This window comes from Patescibacteria group bacterium (genome assembly GCA_028717685.1).
In the GTDB taxonomy this organism is placed as follows: domain Bacteria; phylum Patescibacteriota; class JAQUNI01; order JAQUNI01; family JAQUNI01; genus JAQUNI01.
In genome coordinates, this window is sequence record JAQUNI010000001.1 from 256,049 (window position 1) to 273,117 (window position 17,069).

Annotated in this window: 19 protein-coding genes; 1 reads left to right on the forward strand and 18 read right to left on the reverse strand. The window is 41.3% G+C overall.

Annotated features, from left to right (window positions below; translation table 11 throughout):
• Nucleotides 1-50: 50 nt before the first annotated feature.
• The 16 genes from gatB to PHW01_01415 all read right to left on the reverse strand — a co-directional run bounded on the left by gatB (nt 51) and on the right by PHW01_01415 (nt 14,551).
• On the reverse strand, nt 51-1,511 hold the full coding sequence (gene gatB, locus PHW01_01340; protein ID MDD5626645.1) for an Asp-tRNA(Asn)/Glu-tRNA(Gln) amidotransferase subunit GatB: 1,461 nt from the start codon (nt 1,509-1,511) through the stop codon (nt 51-53).
• Nucleotides 1,512-1,790: 279 nt separating this feature from the next.
• A complete protein-coding gene (gene folA / locus PHW01_01345) occupies nt 1,791-2,279 on the reverse strand; it encodes a type 3 dihydrofolate reductase (GenBank protein MDD5626646.1) in 489 nt (162 codons plus the stop codon).
• A gap of 168 nt (nt 2,280-2,447) precedes the next feature.
• The gene (locus PHW01_01350; protein MDD5626647.1) at nt 2,448-3,272 is read right to left on the reverse strand and encodes a thymidylate synthase; all 825 of its coding nucleotides are present in this window, start codon (nt 3,270-3,272) and stop codon (nt 2,448-2,450) included.
• A 176-nt stretch (nt 3,273-3,448) separates the two neighbouring features.
• Nucleotides 3,449-4,015: an AAA family ATPase gene (locus tag PHW01_01355; protein MDD5626648.1), complete on the reverse strand. Its 567-nt coding sequence runs from the start codon at nt 4,013-4,015 to the stop codon at nt 3,449-3,451.
• A 112-nt stretch (nt 4,016-4,127) separates the two neighbouring features.
• Nucleotides 4,128-4,742, reverse strand: coding sequence for a deaminase (locus PHW01_01360; protein MDD5626649.1), 615 nt, complete (start codon nt 4,740-4,742; stop codon nt 4,128-4,130).
• A gap of 110 nt (nt 4,743-4,852) precedes the next feature.
• Nucleotides 4,853-5,173, reverse strand: a complete 321-nt coding sequence (locus tag PHW01_01365; GenBank protein MDD5626650.1) for a hypothetical protein — start codon at nt 5,171-5,173, stop codon at nt 4,853-4,855.
• A gap of 84 nt (nt 5,174-5,257) precedes the next feature.
• Complete coding sequence (gene rplA, locus PHW01_01370) at nt 5,258-5,947, reverse strand: 50S ribosomal protein L1 (GenBank protein MDD5626651.1); 690 nt, start codon at nt 5,945-5,947, stop codon at nt 5,258-5,260.
• A gap of 135 nt (nt 5,948-6,082) precedes the next feature.
• Nucleotides 6,083-6,508: a 50S ribosomal protein L11 gene (gene rplK, locus PHW01_01375; GenBank protein ID MDD5626652.1), complete on the reverse strand. Its 426-nt coding sequence runs from the start codon at nt 6,506-6,508 to the stop codon at nt 6,083-6,085.
• 140 nt (nt 6,509-6,648) lie between these two features.
• The gene (gene nusG, locus PHW01_01380; protein MDD5626653.1) at nt 6,649-7,194 is read right to left on the reverse strand and encodes a transcription termination/antitermination protein NusG; all 546 of its coding nucleotides are present in this window, start codon (nt 7,192-7,194) and stop codon (nt 6,649-6,651) included.
• 89 nt (nt 7,195-7,283) lie between these two features.
• Complete coding sequence (gene secE, locus PHW01_01385) at nt 7,284-7,475, reverse strand: preprotein translocase subunit SecE (GenBank protein MDD5626654.1); 192 nt, start codon at nt 7,473-7,475, stop codon at nt 7,284-7,286.
• Between the two features lie 172 nt (nt 7,476-7,647).
• Complete coding sequence (gyrB, locus tag PHW01_01390) at nt 7,648-9,672, reverse strand: DNA topoisomerase (ATP-hydrolyzing) subunit B (protein ID MDD5626655.1); 2,025 nt, start codon at nt 9,670-9,672, stop codon at nt 7,648-7,650.
• Between the two features lie 115 nt (nt 9,673-9,787).
• Entirely contained in the window at nt 9,788-11,854 is a 2,067-nt protein-coding gene (gene pheT / locus PHW01_01395) for a phenylalanine--tRNA ligase subunit beta (protein MDD5626656.1), read from the reverse strand.
• Between the two features lie 163 nt (nt 11,855-12,017).
• Nucleotides 12,018-13,061, reverse strand: a complete 1,044-nt coding sequence (pheS, locus tag PHW01_01400; protein MDD5626657.1) for a phenylalanine--tRNA ligase subunit alpha — start codon at nt 13,059-13,061, stop codon at nt 12,018-12,020.
• Nucleotides 13,051-13,431 carry a hypothetical protein gene (locus PHW01_01405; GenBank protein MDD5626658.1) on the reverse strand — a complete coding sequence of 127 codons (381 nt, stop codon included), beginning with the start codon at nt 13,429-13,431 and terminating at the stop codon, nt 13,051-13,053. The genes pheS and PHW01_01405 overlap by 11 nt, the downstream gene beginning before the upstream one ends.
• 282 nt (nt 13,432-13,713) lie before the next feature.
• The gene (locus PHW01_01410) at nt 13,714-14,223 is read right to left on the reverse strand and encodes a DUF2127 domain-containing protein (GenBank protein MDD5626659.1); all 510 of its coding nucleotides are present in this window, start codon (nt 14,221-14,223) and stop codon (nt 13,714-13,716) included.
• A 7-nt stretch (nt 14,224-14,230) separates the two neighbouring features.
• On the reverse strand, nt 14,231-14,551 hold the full coding sequence (locus PHW01_01415) for a DUF3795 domain-containing protein (GenBank protein MDD5626660.1): 321 nt from the start codon (nt 14,549-14,551) through the stop codon (nt 14,231-14,233).
• A 325-nt stretch (nt 14,552-14,876) separates the two neighbouring features.
• Between PHW01_01415 and PHW01_01420 the strand changes: the two genes are divergently transcribed.
• Nucleotides 14,877-15,395, forward strand: coding sequence for a WxcM-like domain-containing protein (locus PHW01_01420; GenBank protein MDD5626661.1), 519 nt, complete (start codon nt 14,877-14,879; stop codon nt 15,393-15,395).
• A gap of 25 nt (nt 15,396-15,420) precedes the next feature.
• Here PHW01_01420 and PHW01_01425 read toward each other — a convergent pair whose 3' ends face one another.
• Nucleotides 15,421-16,014 (reverse strand): MBL fold metallo-hydrolase, encoded by a 594-nt coding sequence (locus PHW01_01425; protein ID MDD5626662.1) that lies wholly within the window; start codon nt 16,012-16,014, stop codon nt 15,421-15,423.
• A 32-nt stretch (nt 16,015-16,046) separates the two neighbouring features.
• Nucleotides 16,047-17,015 (reverse strand): CPBP family glutamic-type intramembrane protease, encoded by a 969-nt coding sequence (locus tag PHW01_01430; GenBank protein ID MDD5626663.1) that lies wholly within the window; start codon nt 17,013-17,015, stop codon nt 16,047-16,049.
• Nucleotides 17,016-17,069 lie beyond the last annotated feature (54 nt).

Consider the following 17,069-nt stretch of genomic DNA (forward strand, 5'->3'; position numbering starts at 1 on the left):
AGAAAAATAAAAAAACTGGGGATAACCTTAATAAAGTTGTCCACAGTTTTTTATTTCAATTTTTCCCTTATCAAATCCTGCACTATCTGCGGATTTGCGCGACCACCTGTTTTGCGCATCACCTGCCCCACGAGAAACATAAGGGTTTTTGCATTGCCAGCCCGCAAATCCTCCACGGGTTTAGGGTTCTCTTTGACTACTTCTTCAATAATCGCATTCAACTGCTCTACATCACTCACCTGCGCTAAATTTTTCTCGGCAATCACTTGCGAAGGATCCGCGCTCTTCTCAAACATTTCTTTTAAAACAATCTGCGCCGCGGAGGAATTTATCTCCCCGCGAGACACGATATTCATAAATTCGGCGAAATTTTCGGGCGTGATTTTTAAATGGCTAATACTGACTTTGTTCACCCTTAATAATTTCTGTAATTCCGTTACCACCCAGTTCGCCGCGAGTTTAGATATTTTTTGACCTTGATCTTCTGCCGCCGCTTCGGAAACCACTTGCTCATAATAATCGCCTAGGGCTTTATTATTGACTAAGGCGCTAATATCTTCAGGTCCCAAGCCATATTCCGCCTTCAGCCTTTTTCTTCTATGGACCGGCAGTTCTGGCATTTGAGCCCGCATTGCTTCTACAATTTTTTTGAGCCTTAAAGGCGGCAAGTCTGGCTCTCCAAAATAACGATAGTCATGCGCTTCTTCTTTCGTCCTCTGCTCCCGCGTAATCCCCTTGCGATCATCCCAGCCTCGGGTAATTTTACCTTTTTCTTTCTTTAGCGCCGCGAACTCATCCGTCTGTCTATCCACTTCATAAGCTAAAGCTTTTTCCACCATCTTGAAGGAATTTAGATTTTTAATTTCCACGATGGGCGTTTTAGCATTCCCAGATTTAATATTAACATTAGCATCGCACCGCAGTTCTCCTTTTTCCATATCCGCATTGGAAACCCCCAAGTAACGCATAATGAGGCGCAGCTCCCGCAAAAAAGCTCCGGCTTCTTCAGGGGAAGTGATATCGGGTTCCGTCACAATTTCCATCAAAGGCGTTCCTCCGCGATTATAATCCACTAAGCTGTAACTTTTGTCTTCGGCGTGCAAATTTTTTGCCGCGTCCTCTTCAAGGTGCACCCTCCTGATGCTAATCTTATGACCATTAATCTCTAAATAACCATTGACTGCGATAGGCATATCGTATTGGGAAATCTGATACCCCTTAGGCAAATCCGGATAAAAATAATTCTTGCGGTCAAATTTGCTTTCTTTCGGTATTGCACAATTTAAAGCGATGCCCGTTAAGACAGTCCATTCCACAGCCTTTTTATTAATCACGGGTAAAACCCCCGGATGCCCCAAACAAATTGGGCAAATGTTTTCATTCGCTTGTTTGTTTGTAATATCATTATCGCACGCGCAAAACATCTTGCTTCGGGTTTTGAGCTGAACGTGAATTTCTAAACCGATAATGGTTTTAAATGATGGCATTGTTTCATTGTTGAATTGTTTCATTGTTAATTTTAACAGAAAATGAGCTGAAAGGCAAAATAAAAAACTGGCCAAGTTGACCAGCTTAAGATGGAGATATTATTTTTATCCCCTCAATTATTGATAAACCTTGAATTACGAAATTCATTTTGTCGTTGCGAGGAGGGCCTTAAAGCCCGACGAAGCAATCTCATTAAGTGATATTTATGCCTAATTTAGGAGATTGCTTCGGTCGGCATCAAATGCCTCCCTCGCAATGACAATACATTTCGTAATTCAAGGTATAATAATATCTTTAAATATTTATTTTTTTCTCTCTAAAACAACAAAAGAATAAGGATAAAGGTTGTTTGCGTCGGCAGGATAATCCTTGCGGCTTACTTCCTGCCATTCTTCCTTATTAAACACTGGGAAAAAAATGTCGCCTTCAAATTCGTGATGGACGAAAGTGAGATAAAGCTTATCCGCGCGGGGCAAGAATTGCTCATAAACCGAAGCGCCGCCGCAGATCATCACTTCTTGCGCTTCACCCGCTTCTTGAAGCGCTTCTTCAATAGAACCTACAATAATGGCGCCTTGCGCTTTATAATTTGGGTCACGATTTAAGACAATATTTTTTCTGCCGGGAAGAGCTCTGCCGATTGATTCAAAGGTTTTCGCGCCCATAATGACGGGCTTCCCTAAAGTCATTTTTTTGAAATACGCAAAATCCGCCGGCAAATGCCAGGGGATTTTATTTTGATAGCCAATAACATTATTTTCAGAGACAGCGGCGATGAGGGAAATAAGCATTTAAATTGTTCTAATTAATCCTTGTAACTTATAACTTGAAACTTGTAACACAAGCCTTGAGTTACACGTTATAGGTTATAGGTTACAAGTTACAACATCTGTTATTGCATTTGGTTTGCCGTGTTAAATTTTCTTGGCAAGTATTTAATGACATCAAACAGAGTTTTTTTAAACCGCCATCGGCGCTTTAATGGCGGGGTGATATTTGTAATTCACCAGTTTGATGTCTTCCATTTTAAAATCATCAATGTCTTTGATTTTAGAGTTTAACCAAAGTTTGGGTAATTTATATGGCTTGCGTTTCAGCTGCTCTCTCACCTGTTTAAAATGATTGAGATAAATATGGGCATCACCCAAAGTATGAACAAACTCCCATGGCTTTAAGCCCACAGCTTGGGCAACCATACGCAACAATAAAGAATAAGAAGCGATATTGAAAGGCACGCCTAAAAACATATCGCAACTTCGCTGATACATATGCAAAGAAAGTTTGCCCTGAACAGAGAAAAATTGGAAAATCATATGGCAAGGCGGCAAAGCCATCATTTCTAACTCGGCGGGATTCCAAGCACTAACAATTAAACGGCGATCATTGGGATTTTCTTTTAATCCGCGTATTACGCGCGCGATTTGGTCAATAGGCTTTTTTTGATAGGGCGATCGCCATTTGCGCCATTGCACGCCGTAAACCCTTCCCAAATCGCCTTTAAAGCGCGCCCTGGGCTTCCAATAAGGCGCTTCCGCGTTCGCATCCCAAATATGACAGCCTAGTTTCTGCAGGTCTTGAACTCTGGAACTCGCGCTTAAAAACCATAAAAGTTCCGCCTTCACCGCCTCAAAAGCGAGTTTTTTGGTGGTAACAGCCGGGAAACCGTCGGCCATATTAAAACGCATCTGCACACCTAAAACAGCTCGGGAGCCGACATCTGTGCGGTCAGGACGATCAATACCATTTTTCATAACATATCTTAGGGTTTTTAAGTACTGCTGCATAGAATTAAATTTTCAATTTCTAATTTTCAATTTTCATTAAATTTTTAATGAATCAATTTCTAAACAAATAATTTTCAAACTGTTTGCCCCGTTTAGAAATTTGTCATTTCTAACGGGGTTTTAAAATTAAAACATTGAAAATTTAATAGAAATTAGAAATTAAGAAATTAGAAATTCTAGAAATAATATTTCTTCATAATTTCTTTTTCTATCTTTGCATATAATTCTTCAAAAGTTCCGATGTTTTCAATTTTCACTTTTGCTTTCTGCGCGGTCGCCTTGATCACTGTCTCTGTCGGACTTATATCTTCAATCTCCTTAAATTTGTTAAAATCCATATTCTTTTCGTCTGCCTTTTCAGTGCGGTTCTTCATTCTTTCAAAACGGATTTTTATCGGCGCGGTAATATACACCAAGATGAAATTATCAAGCTGGCTGAACATTTCTGCTTCTTCCCGGAAACGCATACCATCCACAATGATCAAATCCGCTTTCTCATCTTTCACATCTTGAAACAAAGTTTTAGCTAAGATATCATCGCCAAAATTTTGACGCAAAGAAAGACCTAACTTAATTTCATTTTCACGGGTGATCGGCAGATAGAGTTTTTTTAAAACTTCATCTAAAATTTGAGAAAAACGAAAAACCACAGCATTATATTTTTCCGCTAAATAAGCGGCGGTCGTGCCCTTGCCGGCTAACTTTTCACCAGTTAATCCGACGATGAATTTTTGTTTTGGCATTGTTTTTCCCCATCTTTTGAAAAAGGTGGGGGCTCAATTTTAAAATAAAATTCACAATTCTTAAAAACAATAATTGTATAATCCCTTATTCTTACAAATTTATGAGATTACTTCACTTAATCCCTTCGGGCTCCGCTCGCAATGAAGGGCGATTATTATTCCGATTATTTAACTCCATAATTTGATCTGTTATTTCTTTTTCGGTTAAGACCTTTTGCCCCTGGCCATATTGCTCTTTGTCGTCAATGACATCCGCGATCTGCCAATCGTGCACCCAGTCCTCAATCCTGAAAATCCGACAACCCCCATCGCGAGTAGAGCAAATCATATGCGCGAGTCCCGCATTAATCACAATTTTCTTACAAATAAAACAAGGCAAGGCATCAATCACCTCGCCTTGCTCGTCCGCGGCGTACAAATACATATCTCCGCCCAGCACGGACACGCCGGCGCGGCTCGCGTTGACAATCGCATTTTGCTCCGCGTGCACCGAGCGGCAAAGCTCGTAGCGATGACCGTGGGGAATGCCAAGTTTAGTTCGAAGACAAAAACCATGCTCATAACAATCCTTGCCTTTGCGGATCGCGCCGATGTATCCAGCGGAGATCATTTGGTCGTCGCGGACAATAATCGCACCCATGATGCGACGATAACACCTTGTTTTCCGCGATACCTCGCGGGCAATGTTCATATAATACTCGTCTTTGGATAGTTTTCTCGTTTCCATTTTGATTTTTCTTCCCCTCCTTGAAGGAAGCACTTTTTTTATTTTAACATATTGGTTTATTTTAGCACAATTCTTTAAAAAAACAAAAAACCGGAGATATCCGGTTAGATTTAAGAAGTTTCAATGAGGTGAAAATTCAATATACTTTCCTGATTATTAGTCCGTATCGGCTTACCCGAATGATCATCGGGTAATCTTACAATTTCCCAAGAAATATAGACATAAAATTCTTCTTCCCCAATTTTCACCAGAAATGCCCCATGATCCTTTCCAGCTATTCTCCTCCAGCGAGGCATATTTGCCACCACTGATTCAACTTGCCCGTAAATCGACAACACCTCTTCTTTTTCAAAATGAGCTTTGCGAAAAAAAAGATTGCCACATCCCCACCACCATGAACTTTTATCAATAACCGCATCAGTTCCTTGCATTACGCAGCCTCCTTTCTTTTGATCATTGCCATCGTGCCTGCCTTACTAATATTTACACTAAATTTTCCTTTATAGGTGAACCATTTAATTCCTCACCCGGACCCCCGGTCCCATAGTGGAACAGACAGAGATAGAATTCACAAGCTCCCCTTTCTGTCCTTCTGGAGCTTGTTTTTTTACTGTTTCTAAAAGAACCTTAAAATTATTTGCTAATTCTGCCTCGGAAAAAGACATCTTGCCAATCACCTGATGCACAATCCCCTGTTCATCGGATTTAAACGAAATCTTGCCCGAGGCAAACTCTTTGATTGCCGCAATAATATTGGGGGTCACTGTCTCACTCTTGGGGTTCGGCATTAAACCTTTTTGACCCAAGAGCTTGCCGATTTGCCCCAAATGCCGCATCATCGCCGGTTCGGCTAGGGCTAAATCAAAATTAACCTTCTGGGTTGTCTTGATTTTTTGCACCAATTCTTCGCCGCCCGCAATGGCGGCGCCGGCTTCTTTTGCTTCTTTCATCTTTTCAGGAGTCACAAAAGCGGCAATCCTTCGGCTCTTGCCCCAACTTTTCGGAAAAACAATCGTGCCGCGGACTACTTGCGTGCCGCTTTTTTTATCTAAATTCAGTTTAATATGCGCTTCAATGGATTCGTCAAACTTTGCGTTCGCCCCTTCCTTCACTTTCTTCACCGCCTCTTCAATCTCAAAAATTCTCTTTTCTTCCTGGGAAAGTTTATTTTTTAAATTTTGATAACGTCTAGAATGCTTGGACATACACAAATTTTCAATTTCTAATTTTCAATTTTCATTAAATTTTTATTTAATAAATTTTTAAACACCCCAACCAAACAAAACAGGAGGTTTAAAAATTAGTTCATTAGAAATTTAATAGAAATTAGAAATTAAAAATTATTTTATTATCTCAATCCCCATACTCCTCGCCGTCCCTGCGATTATCTTTTTTGCCTGTTCTAGATCATTGGCATTTAAATCCTGCATCTTGACCTTGGCAATTTCTTCAATTTGCACTTCTGTAACCTTGCCCACCTTTTTTTTATTCGGCTCGCCCGAACCCTTTTTCACTTGCGCTATTTTCTTTAAAAGCTCTGCGGCGGGCGGAGTTTTCAGAATAAAATCAAAAGTGCGGTCCTCATAAACCGTAATTTCCGCGGGGATGATCTCGTCCCCTTTATCTTTGGTCATCTCATTAAATTTGCTGCAAAAATCCTGAATGTTTAATCCGTGCTGACCCAAAGCGGGGCCTATAGGGGGAGCAGGATTTGCCTTACCTGCGGGGATCTGAAGTTTGATAATTGTTTTAATAGGCTTAGACATGTAAAAATTTTCAATTTCTAATTTTCAATTTTCATTAAATTTTTATTTAATAAATTTTTAAACACCCCAACCAAACAAAACAGGAGGTTTAAAAATTAGTTCATTAGAAATTTAATAGAAATTAGAAATTAAAAATTATTTTAGATTTTTTTGATCTGTAAAAAGTCTAACTCTACTGGCGTTTCCCGGCCAAACATATTCACCAGGACCTTGATCTTTCCCCGCTCTTCATCAAGATGAGAAACTTTCCCGTCAAAACCCTTAAAGGGTCCGTCAATAATTTTGACCGCCTCGCCAATCTCCACATCAATTTTATATTTCGGCTCGGTAACGCCCATCCTCTTTTTCAAAGACTTAATCTCTTCATCAGAAATCGGTGTCGGCGTAGTTCCAGAACCAACAAAGCCGGTCACATTAGGGGTATTCCTAACCACATACCAAGAATCATCGGTGACAACCATTTCCACTAAAACATAGCCGGGAAAAATCTTCTCTTCAATCACTTTCCGCCGGCCATTCTTAATCTTAATCTTTTTCTCTTTAGGCACTAAAACATCAAAGATTTTGTCCTCCATATCCAAGGACTCAATTCTCTGGCGAAGATTATGGGCTACGTTTTCCTCGTAACCAGAATAGGTGTGAAGCACATACCAACGTCGTTCTTGCTCCCCTAATTGCTTGGGCATACACTTTACCTAGCGCAAATAAAGGATTTATTTATCCGAGTCCCTTCGGATAATTTGTCCTTGACGCGCTTAAAAATTAAAATGATTTTTCAAAAAAGCTGACTTAAAGCAACTATCAAAAGATAATCTATAAAGCCCAAAAAGACAGCTACCGCTAAGCTAAAAATAATAACTATGTAGGTATGGCGAAACAACTCTGGCCGGGAGGGCCAAACCACTTTCGCAAGTTCGGTTTTGGATTCTTTGAAAAAAAGAATAATTTTATTCAAAAGGCGAGGCATATCTCTTGTTTTTAAAAAGCCCGCAGGGGCTTTATTACCCTAAGTATATACTAAATAAAAAAAATTGGCAAGACCCTCACTTTTATCTAAGGTCTTCACCTTTAGGATCCACCCTTAGCTAAAGATGGATCCTTTATGAAAGGTGAAGACTAAAGGCGAAAGGTCTTTATAACTAAATATCCAGATTTTTTACTTTTTTCGCGTGGGTTTGGATAAATTTTTTGCGCGGCGCCACCTCTATACCCATTAAAGTCTCAAAGGCCTGATCGGCATCTTCAGCATCTTCAAGTTTGATCTGCCACATTACCCTATTCTCCGGGTTCATCGTGGTCTCCCATAGTTGCTCGGGGTTCATCTCGCCCAATCCTTTATAACGCTGGATGCGTACGTTTCCTTTGCGCCGCTCTTCACCCTCGGCCTCTACGCCTACCGCGATTTCTCCGCTCGGCGCTTCAGAGTTCTCTATCTTGCCTTTCGCGATCTTATCCTTGTTTAAATTATCTAAAATCTCTGCTTTATCCTGATCAGTATAAGCATATTCTACCCGCGATCCTTTTTGAATGCGATAAAGAGGCGGCTGAGCCACATAAAGATGCCCTTTCTTAATAATTTCTTCAAAATAACGGTAAAAAAGAGTAAGCAATAAAGTTCGAATGTGGGCGCCATCAACATCAGCATCAGTCATAATAATAACCCGATCATAGCGCAGACGCGACAAATCAAATTGTTCGCCCAAGCCTGTGCCGAGAGCGGTGATCAAGGTGCGGATTTCGTTATTTTTGAGCATCTTTTCTATGCGCGCTTTCTCCACATTTAAAATCTTGCCTCGCAGAGGCAGAATCGCCTGAAAACGACGGTCGCGACCCTGCTTGGCGCTACCGCCAGCGCTATCACCCTCAACTAAATAAAGTTCGGACTTGCTGGAGTCGCGCGAAGAACAATCAGCTAATTTTCCAGGCAGAGTTAAACCGTCTAAAACCCCTTTGCGAATCACGGTTTCGCGGGCGGCGCGGGCGGCGCGCCGTGCCTGCGCGGTTAGGACACACTTCCCTAAAATCATCTCCGCGTCTTTAGAATTGCTTTCCAGATATTCAGTGAAGGCTTCGCCTAAAACATTATCCACTATCCCGCGCACCTCCGCGTTGCCCAATTTTGCCTTAGTCTGACCTTCAAACTGTGGATTTTTTAATTTGACACTGACCACCGCGGTTAAGCCCTCGCGCACATCATCTCCGCTCAAGTTATCCTCTTTTTCCTTCAAATAATTATTCTTCCGACCGTAATCATTCAAAACCCGAGTCAAACTGGCGCGGAAACCCGTCAAATGCGCCCCGCCTTCAATGGTATGAATGTTATTCGCGAAAGTAAAAATGTGCTCTTTATAACCCTCAAAATATTGCAGGGCAATCTCCACGTTTACTCCCTCTACCTCTTTTTCTGCATAAAATATCTTTTCATTTTTAATTTCTTTCCCTTGGTTCAAAAAATAAACATATGATTTGATGCCGCCCTCAAAATAAAATTGATATTTTTTTCTCTTGGACTTTCTTCGCTCATCACGAATAATAATGCGCACCCTTTTAGTCAGATAAGCCTGTTGACGCGCGTGCTTTAGGATTGTGTTCCAAGAGAATTGCACCCCTTTATCAAAAATCTCCCAATCAGGCTCAAAGCTAATAACGGTCCCCGTATCATCGCTCGCGCCCATTTTACGCACCTTATTTTTTGGTTTGCCACGTTCGTATTCTTGCCTGTAAATGCCGCCATCGCGATGCACCTCCGCTTTGAGCCATTTGGAAAGGGCATTCACCACCGAAACACCCACGCCATGCAAGCCTCCAGACACCTTGTAACTTCCACTGCCAAACTTACCGCCGGCGTGCAACATCGTCATCACCGTCTCCAAAGCCGATTTTTTAGTCTGATGATGCTTCTCCACCGGAATGCCTCGCCCATTATCTCGGACGGTGATAATATTGTGCGCTTCTAAAATTATCTCAATCCGATCACAATAGCCAGCCATTGCTTCATCAATGGAATTATCCAATACCTCCCAAATCAGATGATGCAAGCCGTTCACTCCCGTAGAACCAATATACATCCCCGGCCGCCTCTGCACCGGCTCCAAACCTTCCAAGACGGTAATGTCGCGAGCGCGATAAGAAGCGGATAAATTTTGTTTTTGAGCAGAAACCATATTGTAAAAAATTTCTAATTTTTAATTTTCATTAAATTCTCAATGATTTAATTTCAAAACATTGAAAATTAAATCATTAGAAATTTAATAGAAATTGAAAATTTAAAATTGTTCCTTAACCCTCTCTGATGATCGCCCCAAACCTATTCTTCAAACCATTAATGATTTTTTGATGAATCGCCTTGGCTTCTTCTTCTTTTAAACTCCTTTTTGCGGAACGATACACAATGCGCAAGAACAATCCCTTCTTTCCTTTACTAATTTGTTTACCATGATAGGCTTCTAAAAACCGCACCTCGCTCACAAGCTTACCGCCGCTCACTTTAATTTTATTTTCCACCTCTTGCCACAAAGTCTCTTCCGACACCACAATACTTAAGTCAAATCCCACTGCTGGATATTTGGGTAAAGACTGATATGTCTTGTGGCTGGAAAAATCTTTGAATAAATCTTCAAAATTGAGATCAAAAACCAAAACCGGCTCTTTAAGCTTAAAGTTGGAAGCGATCGCCGGTTTCACTATGCCCAAGAAACCAACATCTCGTCCCGCCGCGCTAATTTCGGCGCTCCCCAAGGGAGCCACCAGTTTTCCCCCTCCCTCTTTCCAACTCAAATCGCGCACCCCCAAACTATGGAGCAAGTTCTCCACCACAGCCTTCATTTGATAAAAGAGAGCGGTTTTACCATTTTTTTGCCACCACAAACCGACAAGATGCCGCTCTTCGCGAGGCAAAACATGGTCTCCTCCTAAATAAATTCTGGCAAGTTCAAAAATTTTAACTTCCTCTGTCTTCTGCCGATTCTCTTTGGCTACATTCAGAAGACTAGGCAATAGATCCCGACGCAAATATTCAAATTCTTGCGATAAAGGATTTGTCACTTTAAGATTATCATCTGTCTCAAAGCCGCATTTCGCAAGCAGATCTTTGCCCACAAAAGAATAGGTATAAACCTCGGTAAGACCTGCGCCGACCAGCATATCTTTGGCTTTCTCCTCCCACAGAAATTCGCAAGGTCTAATCTCTTCCGGAATACGTGTATCCAATAATTTGCCTCGCAATCTATGGTAACCATAAATCCGCGCAATCTCTTCCACCAAATCTTCTTCTTCTCCCGTGTCATAGTACCGCCACGCTGGCACGGAAACGATAGTCTTACCCTTCTCTGTTTTAGCCTGAAAACCAAGCCCCTCTAAAATCGCAATGGCGCGAGGGCGCGGAATATCCTCTCCAAGCAATCTCCTAGCGCTCACGGGATCAAATTCTATTTTCTTCCGAACAAATTTCTTGGGGTAAACATCTACAGCGCGGCTTGCTATATTGCCCCGCGTAAATTTCTGAAGAAGATCAAGAGCGCGGCTGAAAGGCACCTCTAAACCCAAAGGAGAAAGACCCTTTTCAAAACGCGCCGAAGCATCAGTCTGCAGGGATAATGCGCGCGAAGTTTGGCGAATGGAAATCGGGTTGAAATTCGCGCATTCCAAAATAATCCTTTTCGTCTGAAGCGTCACCTCTGCTTTCTTGCCGCCTTTGATGCCGGCAAGAGCAATCGAACTTTTGGCGTCGGCAATGACAAGCATATTATCTTTTAATTCAAAGGTCTGGTCATCCAAGGTGGTAATCTTCTCGCCGCGGCGCGCTCTGCGCACGATAATTTGAGGAATCCCCTTTTGGGTATCCAGCCGATCCGCGTCAAAGGCATGCAAAGGCTGACCATATTCCAGCATCACATAATTAGTGATATCAACCACATTATTAATCGGCCGCAAACCTGCTTGCTCTAACCTTAAGGCAATACCCTCGGGTGAAGGTCCTATCTCCACATCCTCCAAAAGAATGCCTAAATAGCGCGGGCAAAGGGCAGGCTCTAAAATTTCAATCTCTAAATTTTTTGAGAAAGACACTAACGTGGAGACAGCGAGAATCTTGGGCACAACCAACTTTTCCTTTAAGATTGCCGCTACCTCGCGGGCAATGCCAATAACGGATAGCATATCCGGCCGATTAGAAGTCACTTCAATATCATAAATATATTCCGGCTTTCCGCCGCTCACTCTAGAAGATACTTTTTCCACCTTTTCCACCGAAACCCCGCAAAGAGAAACCCGAGAGGCAATCTCTTGGGGTTTAAGATTGGTTTTACAATATTCCAAAAGCCAGTTGTGGGGAATTAAAATATTCATGAAAAAATTTCTAATTTTAAATTCCAAATTTTAATTCAAATCCCCGCCCGCCATCGCTACGCTCTAGGCGTTAGCGGGCAGGCAAATTTTAAATTTTTTAATTTTAAAACCCTTTCTTCTTTCCCTTGGTTTTAAAATTTAAAATTGAGAATTAAAAATTCTTTCAAAATTGTTCTAAAAACCTTAAATCATTCTGATAAAACATTCTCAAATCCGGAATCAGCAAACCTTCCTTCATTAAATAGCACCTTTCTACGCCCCAACCAAAAGCAAAACCTGTCACACTCTCGGGGTCTTGGCCTCCGGCGCGCAACACATTGGGGTGCACCATCCCAGCGCCGCCCAATTCCGACCAACCCTGTTTGCAATAGCGGCAACCTTTTCCCCCGCATAAACCGCAGGTAACATCCACTTCAAAAGAAGGCTCGGTGAAACGGAAATGAAAAGGCCGCAACCTAATTTTGCGCTTTTCACCAAAAAATTCCCGACAGAAATATTCCAAAACACCCTTTAAATGCACGAATTGAATCCCCTGATCCACAACCAGACCTTCAAATTGATGGAACATTGGCACATGATTAATATCAATCTGCCTTCTATAACATTTGGAAATATTCATCATCCGAATCGGCAAAGGATGGTTTTCCATCTCCCGCACCTGACCCGAAGAGGTATGAGGGGTAAGAACAATTTTTTGACTGCTCTTTGTCTTCAATTTTGGGTTTTGCAAAAAGAAGGTTTCCCATTCATCACGCGCGGGATGCCCAGAGGGCATATTTAAGGCTTCAAAGGCGTAATAATCAGTCTCCACTTCGGGATAACGCCGCCTCACAAAACCAATATCTAAAAATATTCTCTCAATCTCCCGAATCGCTTGGGTAACAAGATGCAGGTGTCCCCTCCCCATTTTTCTACTGGGCTGCGTAATATCAATAAAAATCCGGGCATTAGAACTACCTACCGCCTTTCTTTTATCTTGAAATGCTGTCTCTAAATCACGTTTTACGCGGTTAGCGAATTGCCCTGCTTCCGGTTTTTCCGAGGCAGGCAAATCTTTAATTCCTTTTAACGCCTCTGCCAACTCTCCTTTGCGACCTAGATATTTGACGCGGAAAGATTCCAATTGAACATTGGATTGAATAGCGAGAAGATCTAATAAAGCTTTGCTTTTGATTGCTTCTAATTTTTCTCTTAATTTAAATGCCATAACCCCTACTCATAAAATAAAATTCTAATAAACCTACGGAAACGGCGAAGAGTGCCCCGTCCCACCAATTGAGAATCCGAAACTGCTGAAAGACCAAACACCCGACAATGACCGTCGCTAACAACACTGCCTGACGAAAAGCAACCCCAACATGGGCAAAAAGAATCTCATTATGCGAAAAACGAATCCGCAGAGCTAAACCCGTGAGTGTAAAAGTTCCCACCAAGCTAAAAAACAAACTTAAATGGAAACAAATTAAACCTACAATCCCCGCGGCCTCGGGATCAATATAGAAAAGAATTAAACCCCAAGCAGTCCAACAAAAAACCGTGGCGAACATCATCCCAATGACGTATTTTTTCAAAGACATAAAACAAAGCAAAAATAAGGATTATTGTTCCCTTGACATTTCCTATTATAAATCATTTTTGAATCTTCCACAAGGCTAGATTTATACACGAGAATAGCAGGAAATATAAGCAAGGGAAACACAATTTTGTCTCTTTTTATCCCTCCCCGTTCCATAGACTTTAAGCTAGTCTAAAGCAAAAAAGCCCATTTTATGAGCTTTAAAAGCGCGGTTTATCCTTATTTATAATGAGACTCACAAAACTCCCTTGCCCATCCTCCCTCGTCCTCTATTTTAAACCCCTTAAACTGAACTACCGGAGCGTCCCTCTGCCTTTTTTAGCTCACGATATTCTAAATAGGTCAAAACAATAATTACGATGTCAAAAACGGTCAGCAACACCAGCCAAAATGAATGATCGTAGCTAAACCGATAAATCTGGTACAGAATAAAAAGAAAGAAAAAAAATATCGCCAAGGGGTAAGCCCAAAGCTTTCGTTCGAATAAAGCAACAACTAAGAAAATTTTGATCACGCCATGAGAAAAAAGATAAATAGCGCTAAAGATTTGCGTGTTCAAAGAAAAATTCCGAGCAAAATTAACAAGATAGTGAGCAATAATATCCTGGGGATCTTCAACAAGTTCGCCTTGAGTCCATAACAAAATAAAGCGGTTGATCGCCGCTGGTTTAATAACAAAGAGCAACCCCCCGCCAATGGTCTCTAAAAATCCATTAACGCCTTTTAAAAAAATACCAATGCTGAAGGCTTTATGAACGGCCGCTTTTGAGTTTAATTTTTTTTCTTTGCTCATTCTGTTTTTAAAATAAATGACTCTGCAGCTCTGTAAGTTTGGCGCACCTGTATTCAGGGCAGTCTTTGCAATTTTTCAAACCTCTACCCAAACCGCAAATCCTCACCGCGCACTCGCGGCAGTGGGCATACAAAGGCCCCTTGGACAGACAACCACGGCAATTAATCTCTTTGGGCTGAACCGGCGGTTCTTGACTGCCTTTCATCTGATGCCGCGCCGTCCACTCGGCGGCTGTCTTCTTCCGCAGTTCATTATCATTATTTTTGGTAGCAATAAACGCAAGGCACGCGCCGCAATCCAAACCGCAGAAAGCAATATTTTTTGGCATAGAAATTATTATTTTAGGACTTTCGCATCTGGTAACAATTAAATTGAATATACTTATTGTCATTCCCGTCCGCCTTAGGCGGAGGAATCCAGGATTAGTGCTATTAACCTGGATCCCTGAGCCTACTTCGCCGAAGTCCGCCCCAGGCGGACGAAGGCTGAATCAGGTCGGGAACGACAGCAGATGCGAAAGTCCTAATTTATTTTTTCGGCCCAAGGCCGATCAGCCTCGGGCTGATAATTTTAAATATCTTACCGTGCCCTTAGAATAATATAGTCGGCTAATGAGCTTCTTTACTTTTTAAGCAAGATCATTTAATGTTTAGTTGATAGAAAAAATTGCAACAATTAAAGAAAAGGGAGGGATTGAGTTGAATGATGTTGATGCTTTGTCTTTACCTGTATCTAAACAAGAAACTGATTTGGCAATACTGTTTGAAATCCCTGAGCGTAAAAGTTCGGAAAAACCAGGACGGATTTTGCAAATGATTTGGGATAAAAGATTCCCCCTTGTTAAAGGAATGGCAGGCGCTTATATGTATACTGTAACGATAACATCGGGAGGCGCAAGACCGGGCAACCATTACCACAAAAAAAGAAAAGAGATTTATTTTGTTCTTTCGGGTATAGTTGAAGTGTTCTTGGAAAATATTGCAACAAGAAAACAACAGAGATGTTCCTTGGGTGATAAGCCGCAAGCGCTTTACATTAAACCGGGAGTCGCGCATGTAGTAGTTCCTCATGCAGAGCATTCTATCCTGTTGGTGGTAGCTGACAGTCCGAATTCGGATGGAGATGAATTTGGATATGAGATATCTAAGCAGACTTTAACTGATACCGCTTAATTCAAGGGTTTTTAGAAGCCCTTTTTTATTTATCTGGCACTTTGAACATTTTTCCATGTCCAGGAATAATATAATCTGCTATCCCTATGATTCTTTGCCGACTTTTTCTCAATGCCCTTGCGTCCTTCATATAGGGATCCTTGTGGTTAATTAAGCTTACCTCGTCAGTTTCTTGCTTTTGCCCTGCCTGCCACCAAAAAAGATCACCGGCAATGACCACTTTGCCCCATTCCTTTGTCTTCACTAAAACCGAACAATGAAAGGGATCGTGCCCCGGCGTTCTGATGAGTTTAACATCCATACCCGGAATTTTCCCTCTGTGTTCTCCTATCTTGCCATCCCAGGAATAAACATTACTGTCGTCCCAAACTTGCGCTTTCCGAAAAATAGCGGTTAAAAGAGCGTGGTCTAAATGATAGTGGGTTAAAATAACATAATGGATCTTTTCTGGAGAAAGTTTTTCGCGCTTTAAAGCTTTTAGCAGGGATTTCCTGTCCATACCCGGATCCACGACAATATTAACGTTCTTCTCCTGAATTAAAGTGGCGGTTGAGGAGGCAAATTCCACTCCTTTTTTTTCTTTGGCATAACCTTGGACTAAAATTTTAATTGCGGGCATAAGTTTTAAGAGGTTAATCATAAAAAAAATAATCAGGCAAGTCTGCGCTTCTTTTGATGATAATATTCGCTGAAAAGGAAAATCAAAGCCACCAGAACCAACAGACTAATTAAACTAAAAGCGAAACCGCCAAGCATTAAGATTACTGAATCATGAGCGCCGATGCTCTTCATTTCCAACGCATTCTGATGAAGCAAAACATTTCTTAAATCTTCGGATAGAAACCCTAAAATTAAAAGCGGCAGCAGGCTTAAGGCATTATGGATGAAGTGGTTCAAGACCGCCCAAGAAAAACCATAGCGGATCCGCACAAAACCAAGCACTAATCCTAAGAAAAACTGGGGGGTAACCAGCAGCGGAATAAGAAACCAAATCTGGCTCAATTTTGTGTAGTTAAAAATATGTAATGAGGCGAAAATCAAGCTGGAGCCATAATATATCCATTGAAAATTTCTCGCGTAAAATTTTTCCGCGCGGCTTTGCTTCACAAACTTTTTCAAAACGGAACTTAAAAGAAAACCAACTATTAAAATGAAGGAAAAATAGAAGACAAGACCACGCCAGGAAGTTAAATCAAAAACCCACGGCGGGAGCAATTTGAAAACCCGCGAAAATAAATAATCACAAACCAACATCAGAAGGAAAACAAGAGAAAAACCTAATTTGTAAGGAGAGTAGCGAAGCCCCAGCCGAAAAGTCATCTCTTCCGCCAAAGGCGCCCAAAATGCGGCAAATAAAAATAATAAAAAAATCTTCCTTTCTAAAATAAACTGCGTCAGTAAATGATTTTTTTCGTCATAACCGGCAAGGTTCAGCAAAACCGTAATCACAATGCCCAAAACCATAGCAATTAAGATGGCGAAAGACCAAAGCTTAAAAACGTCCCAAAATTTGGCTCGTGTTTTCTTTTGAATCAGGCGGATTTGATAACTGGGATGAATAATGAAATGCAAAAAGGACGCGAGAAGACTGGTATTTTCATCCTGATTTTGAGTGTTCATCTTAGAATAAGAGAGAATTTATATAAGTTCATTCTACCATTAAAGCACGGCATT

What these genes read in the sequence shown, in the direction of transcription:
- rplA (MDD5626651.1), bottom strand. Translation starts at nt 5,947, where the DNA reads ATGTCCAAGCATTCTAGACGTTATCAAAATTTAAAAAATAAACTTTCC.
- PHW01_01410 (MDD5626659.1), bottom strand. Translation starts at nt 14,223, where the DNA reads ATGAGCAAAGAAAAAAAATTAAACTCAAAAGCGGCCGTTCATAAAGCC.
- PHW01_01365 (MDD5626650.1), bottom strand. Translation starts at nt 5,173, where the DNA reads ATGCAAGGAACTGATGCGGTTATTGATAAAAGTTCATGGTGGTGGGGA.
- rplK (MDD5626652.1), bottom strand. Translation starts at nt 6,508, where the DNA reads ATGTCTAAGCCTATTAAAACAATTATCAAACTTCAGATCCCCGCAGGT.
- gyrB (MDD5626655.1), bottom strand. Translation starts at nt 9,672, where the DNA reads ATGGTTTCTGCTCAAAAACAAAATTTATCCGCTTCTTATCGCGCTCGC.
- secE (MDD5626654.1), bottom strand. Translation starts at nt 7,475, where the DNA reads ATGCCTCGCCTTTTGAATAAAATTATTCTTTTTTTCAAAGAATCCAAA.
- gatB (MDD5626645.1), bottom strand. Translation starts at nt 1,511, where the DNA reads ATGAAACAATTCAACAATGAAACAATGCCATCATTTAAAACCATTATC.
- PHW01_01415 (MDD5626660.1), bottom strand. Translation starts at nt 14,551, where the DNA reads ATGCCAAAAAATATTGCTTTCTGCGGTTTGGATTGCGGCGCGTGCCTT.
- pheT (MDD5626656.1), bottom strand. Translation starts at nt 11,854, where the DNA reads ATGAATATTTTAATTCCCCACAACTGGCTTTTGGAATATTGTAAAACC.
- PHW01_01425 (MDD5626662.1), bottom strand. Translation starts at nt 16,014, where the DNA reads ATGCCCGCAATTAAAATTTTAGTCCAAGGTTATGCCAAAGAAAAAAAA.
- PHW01_01350 (MDD5626647.1), bottom strand. Translation starts at nt 3,272, where the DNA reads ATGCAGCAGTACTTAAAAACCCTAAGATATGTTATGAAAAATGGTATT.
- PHW01_01360 (MDD5626649.1), bottom strand. Translation starts at nt 4,742, where the DNA reads ATGGAAACGAGAAAACTATCCAAAGACGAGTATTATATGAACATTGCC.
- folA (MDD5626646.1), bottom strand. Translation starts at nt 2,279, where the DNA reads ATGCTTATTTCCCTCATCGCCGCTGTCTCTGAAAATAATGTTATTGGC.
- pheS (MDD5626657.1), bottom strand. Translation starts at nt 13,061, where the DNA reads ATGGCATTTAAATTAAGAGAAAAATTAGAAGCAATCAAAAGCAAAGCT.
- PHW01_01405 (MDD5626658.1), bottom strand. Translation starts at nt 13,431, where the DNA reads ATGTCTTTGAAAAAATACGTCATTGGGATGATGTTCGCCACGGTTTTT.
- PHW01_01355 (MDD5626648.1), bottom strand. Translation starts at nt 4,015, where the DNA reads ATGCCAAAACAAAAATTCATCGTCGGATTAACTGGTGAAAAGTTAGCC.
- PHW01_01430 (MDD5626663.1), bottom strand. Translation starts at nt 17,015, where the DNA reads ATGAACACTCAAAATCAGGATGAAAATACCAGTCTTCTCGCGTCCTTT.
- nusG (MDD5626653.1), bottom strand. Translation starts at nt 7,194, where the DNA reads ATGCCCAAGCAATTAGGGGAGCAAGAACGACGTTGGTATGTGCTTCAC.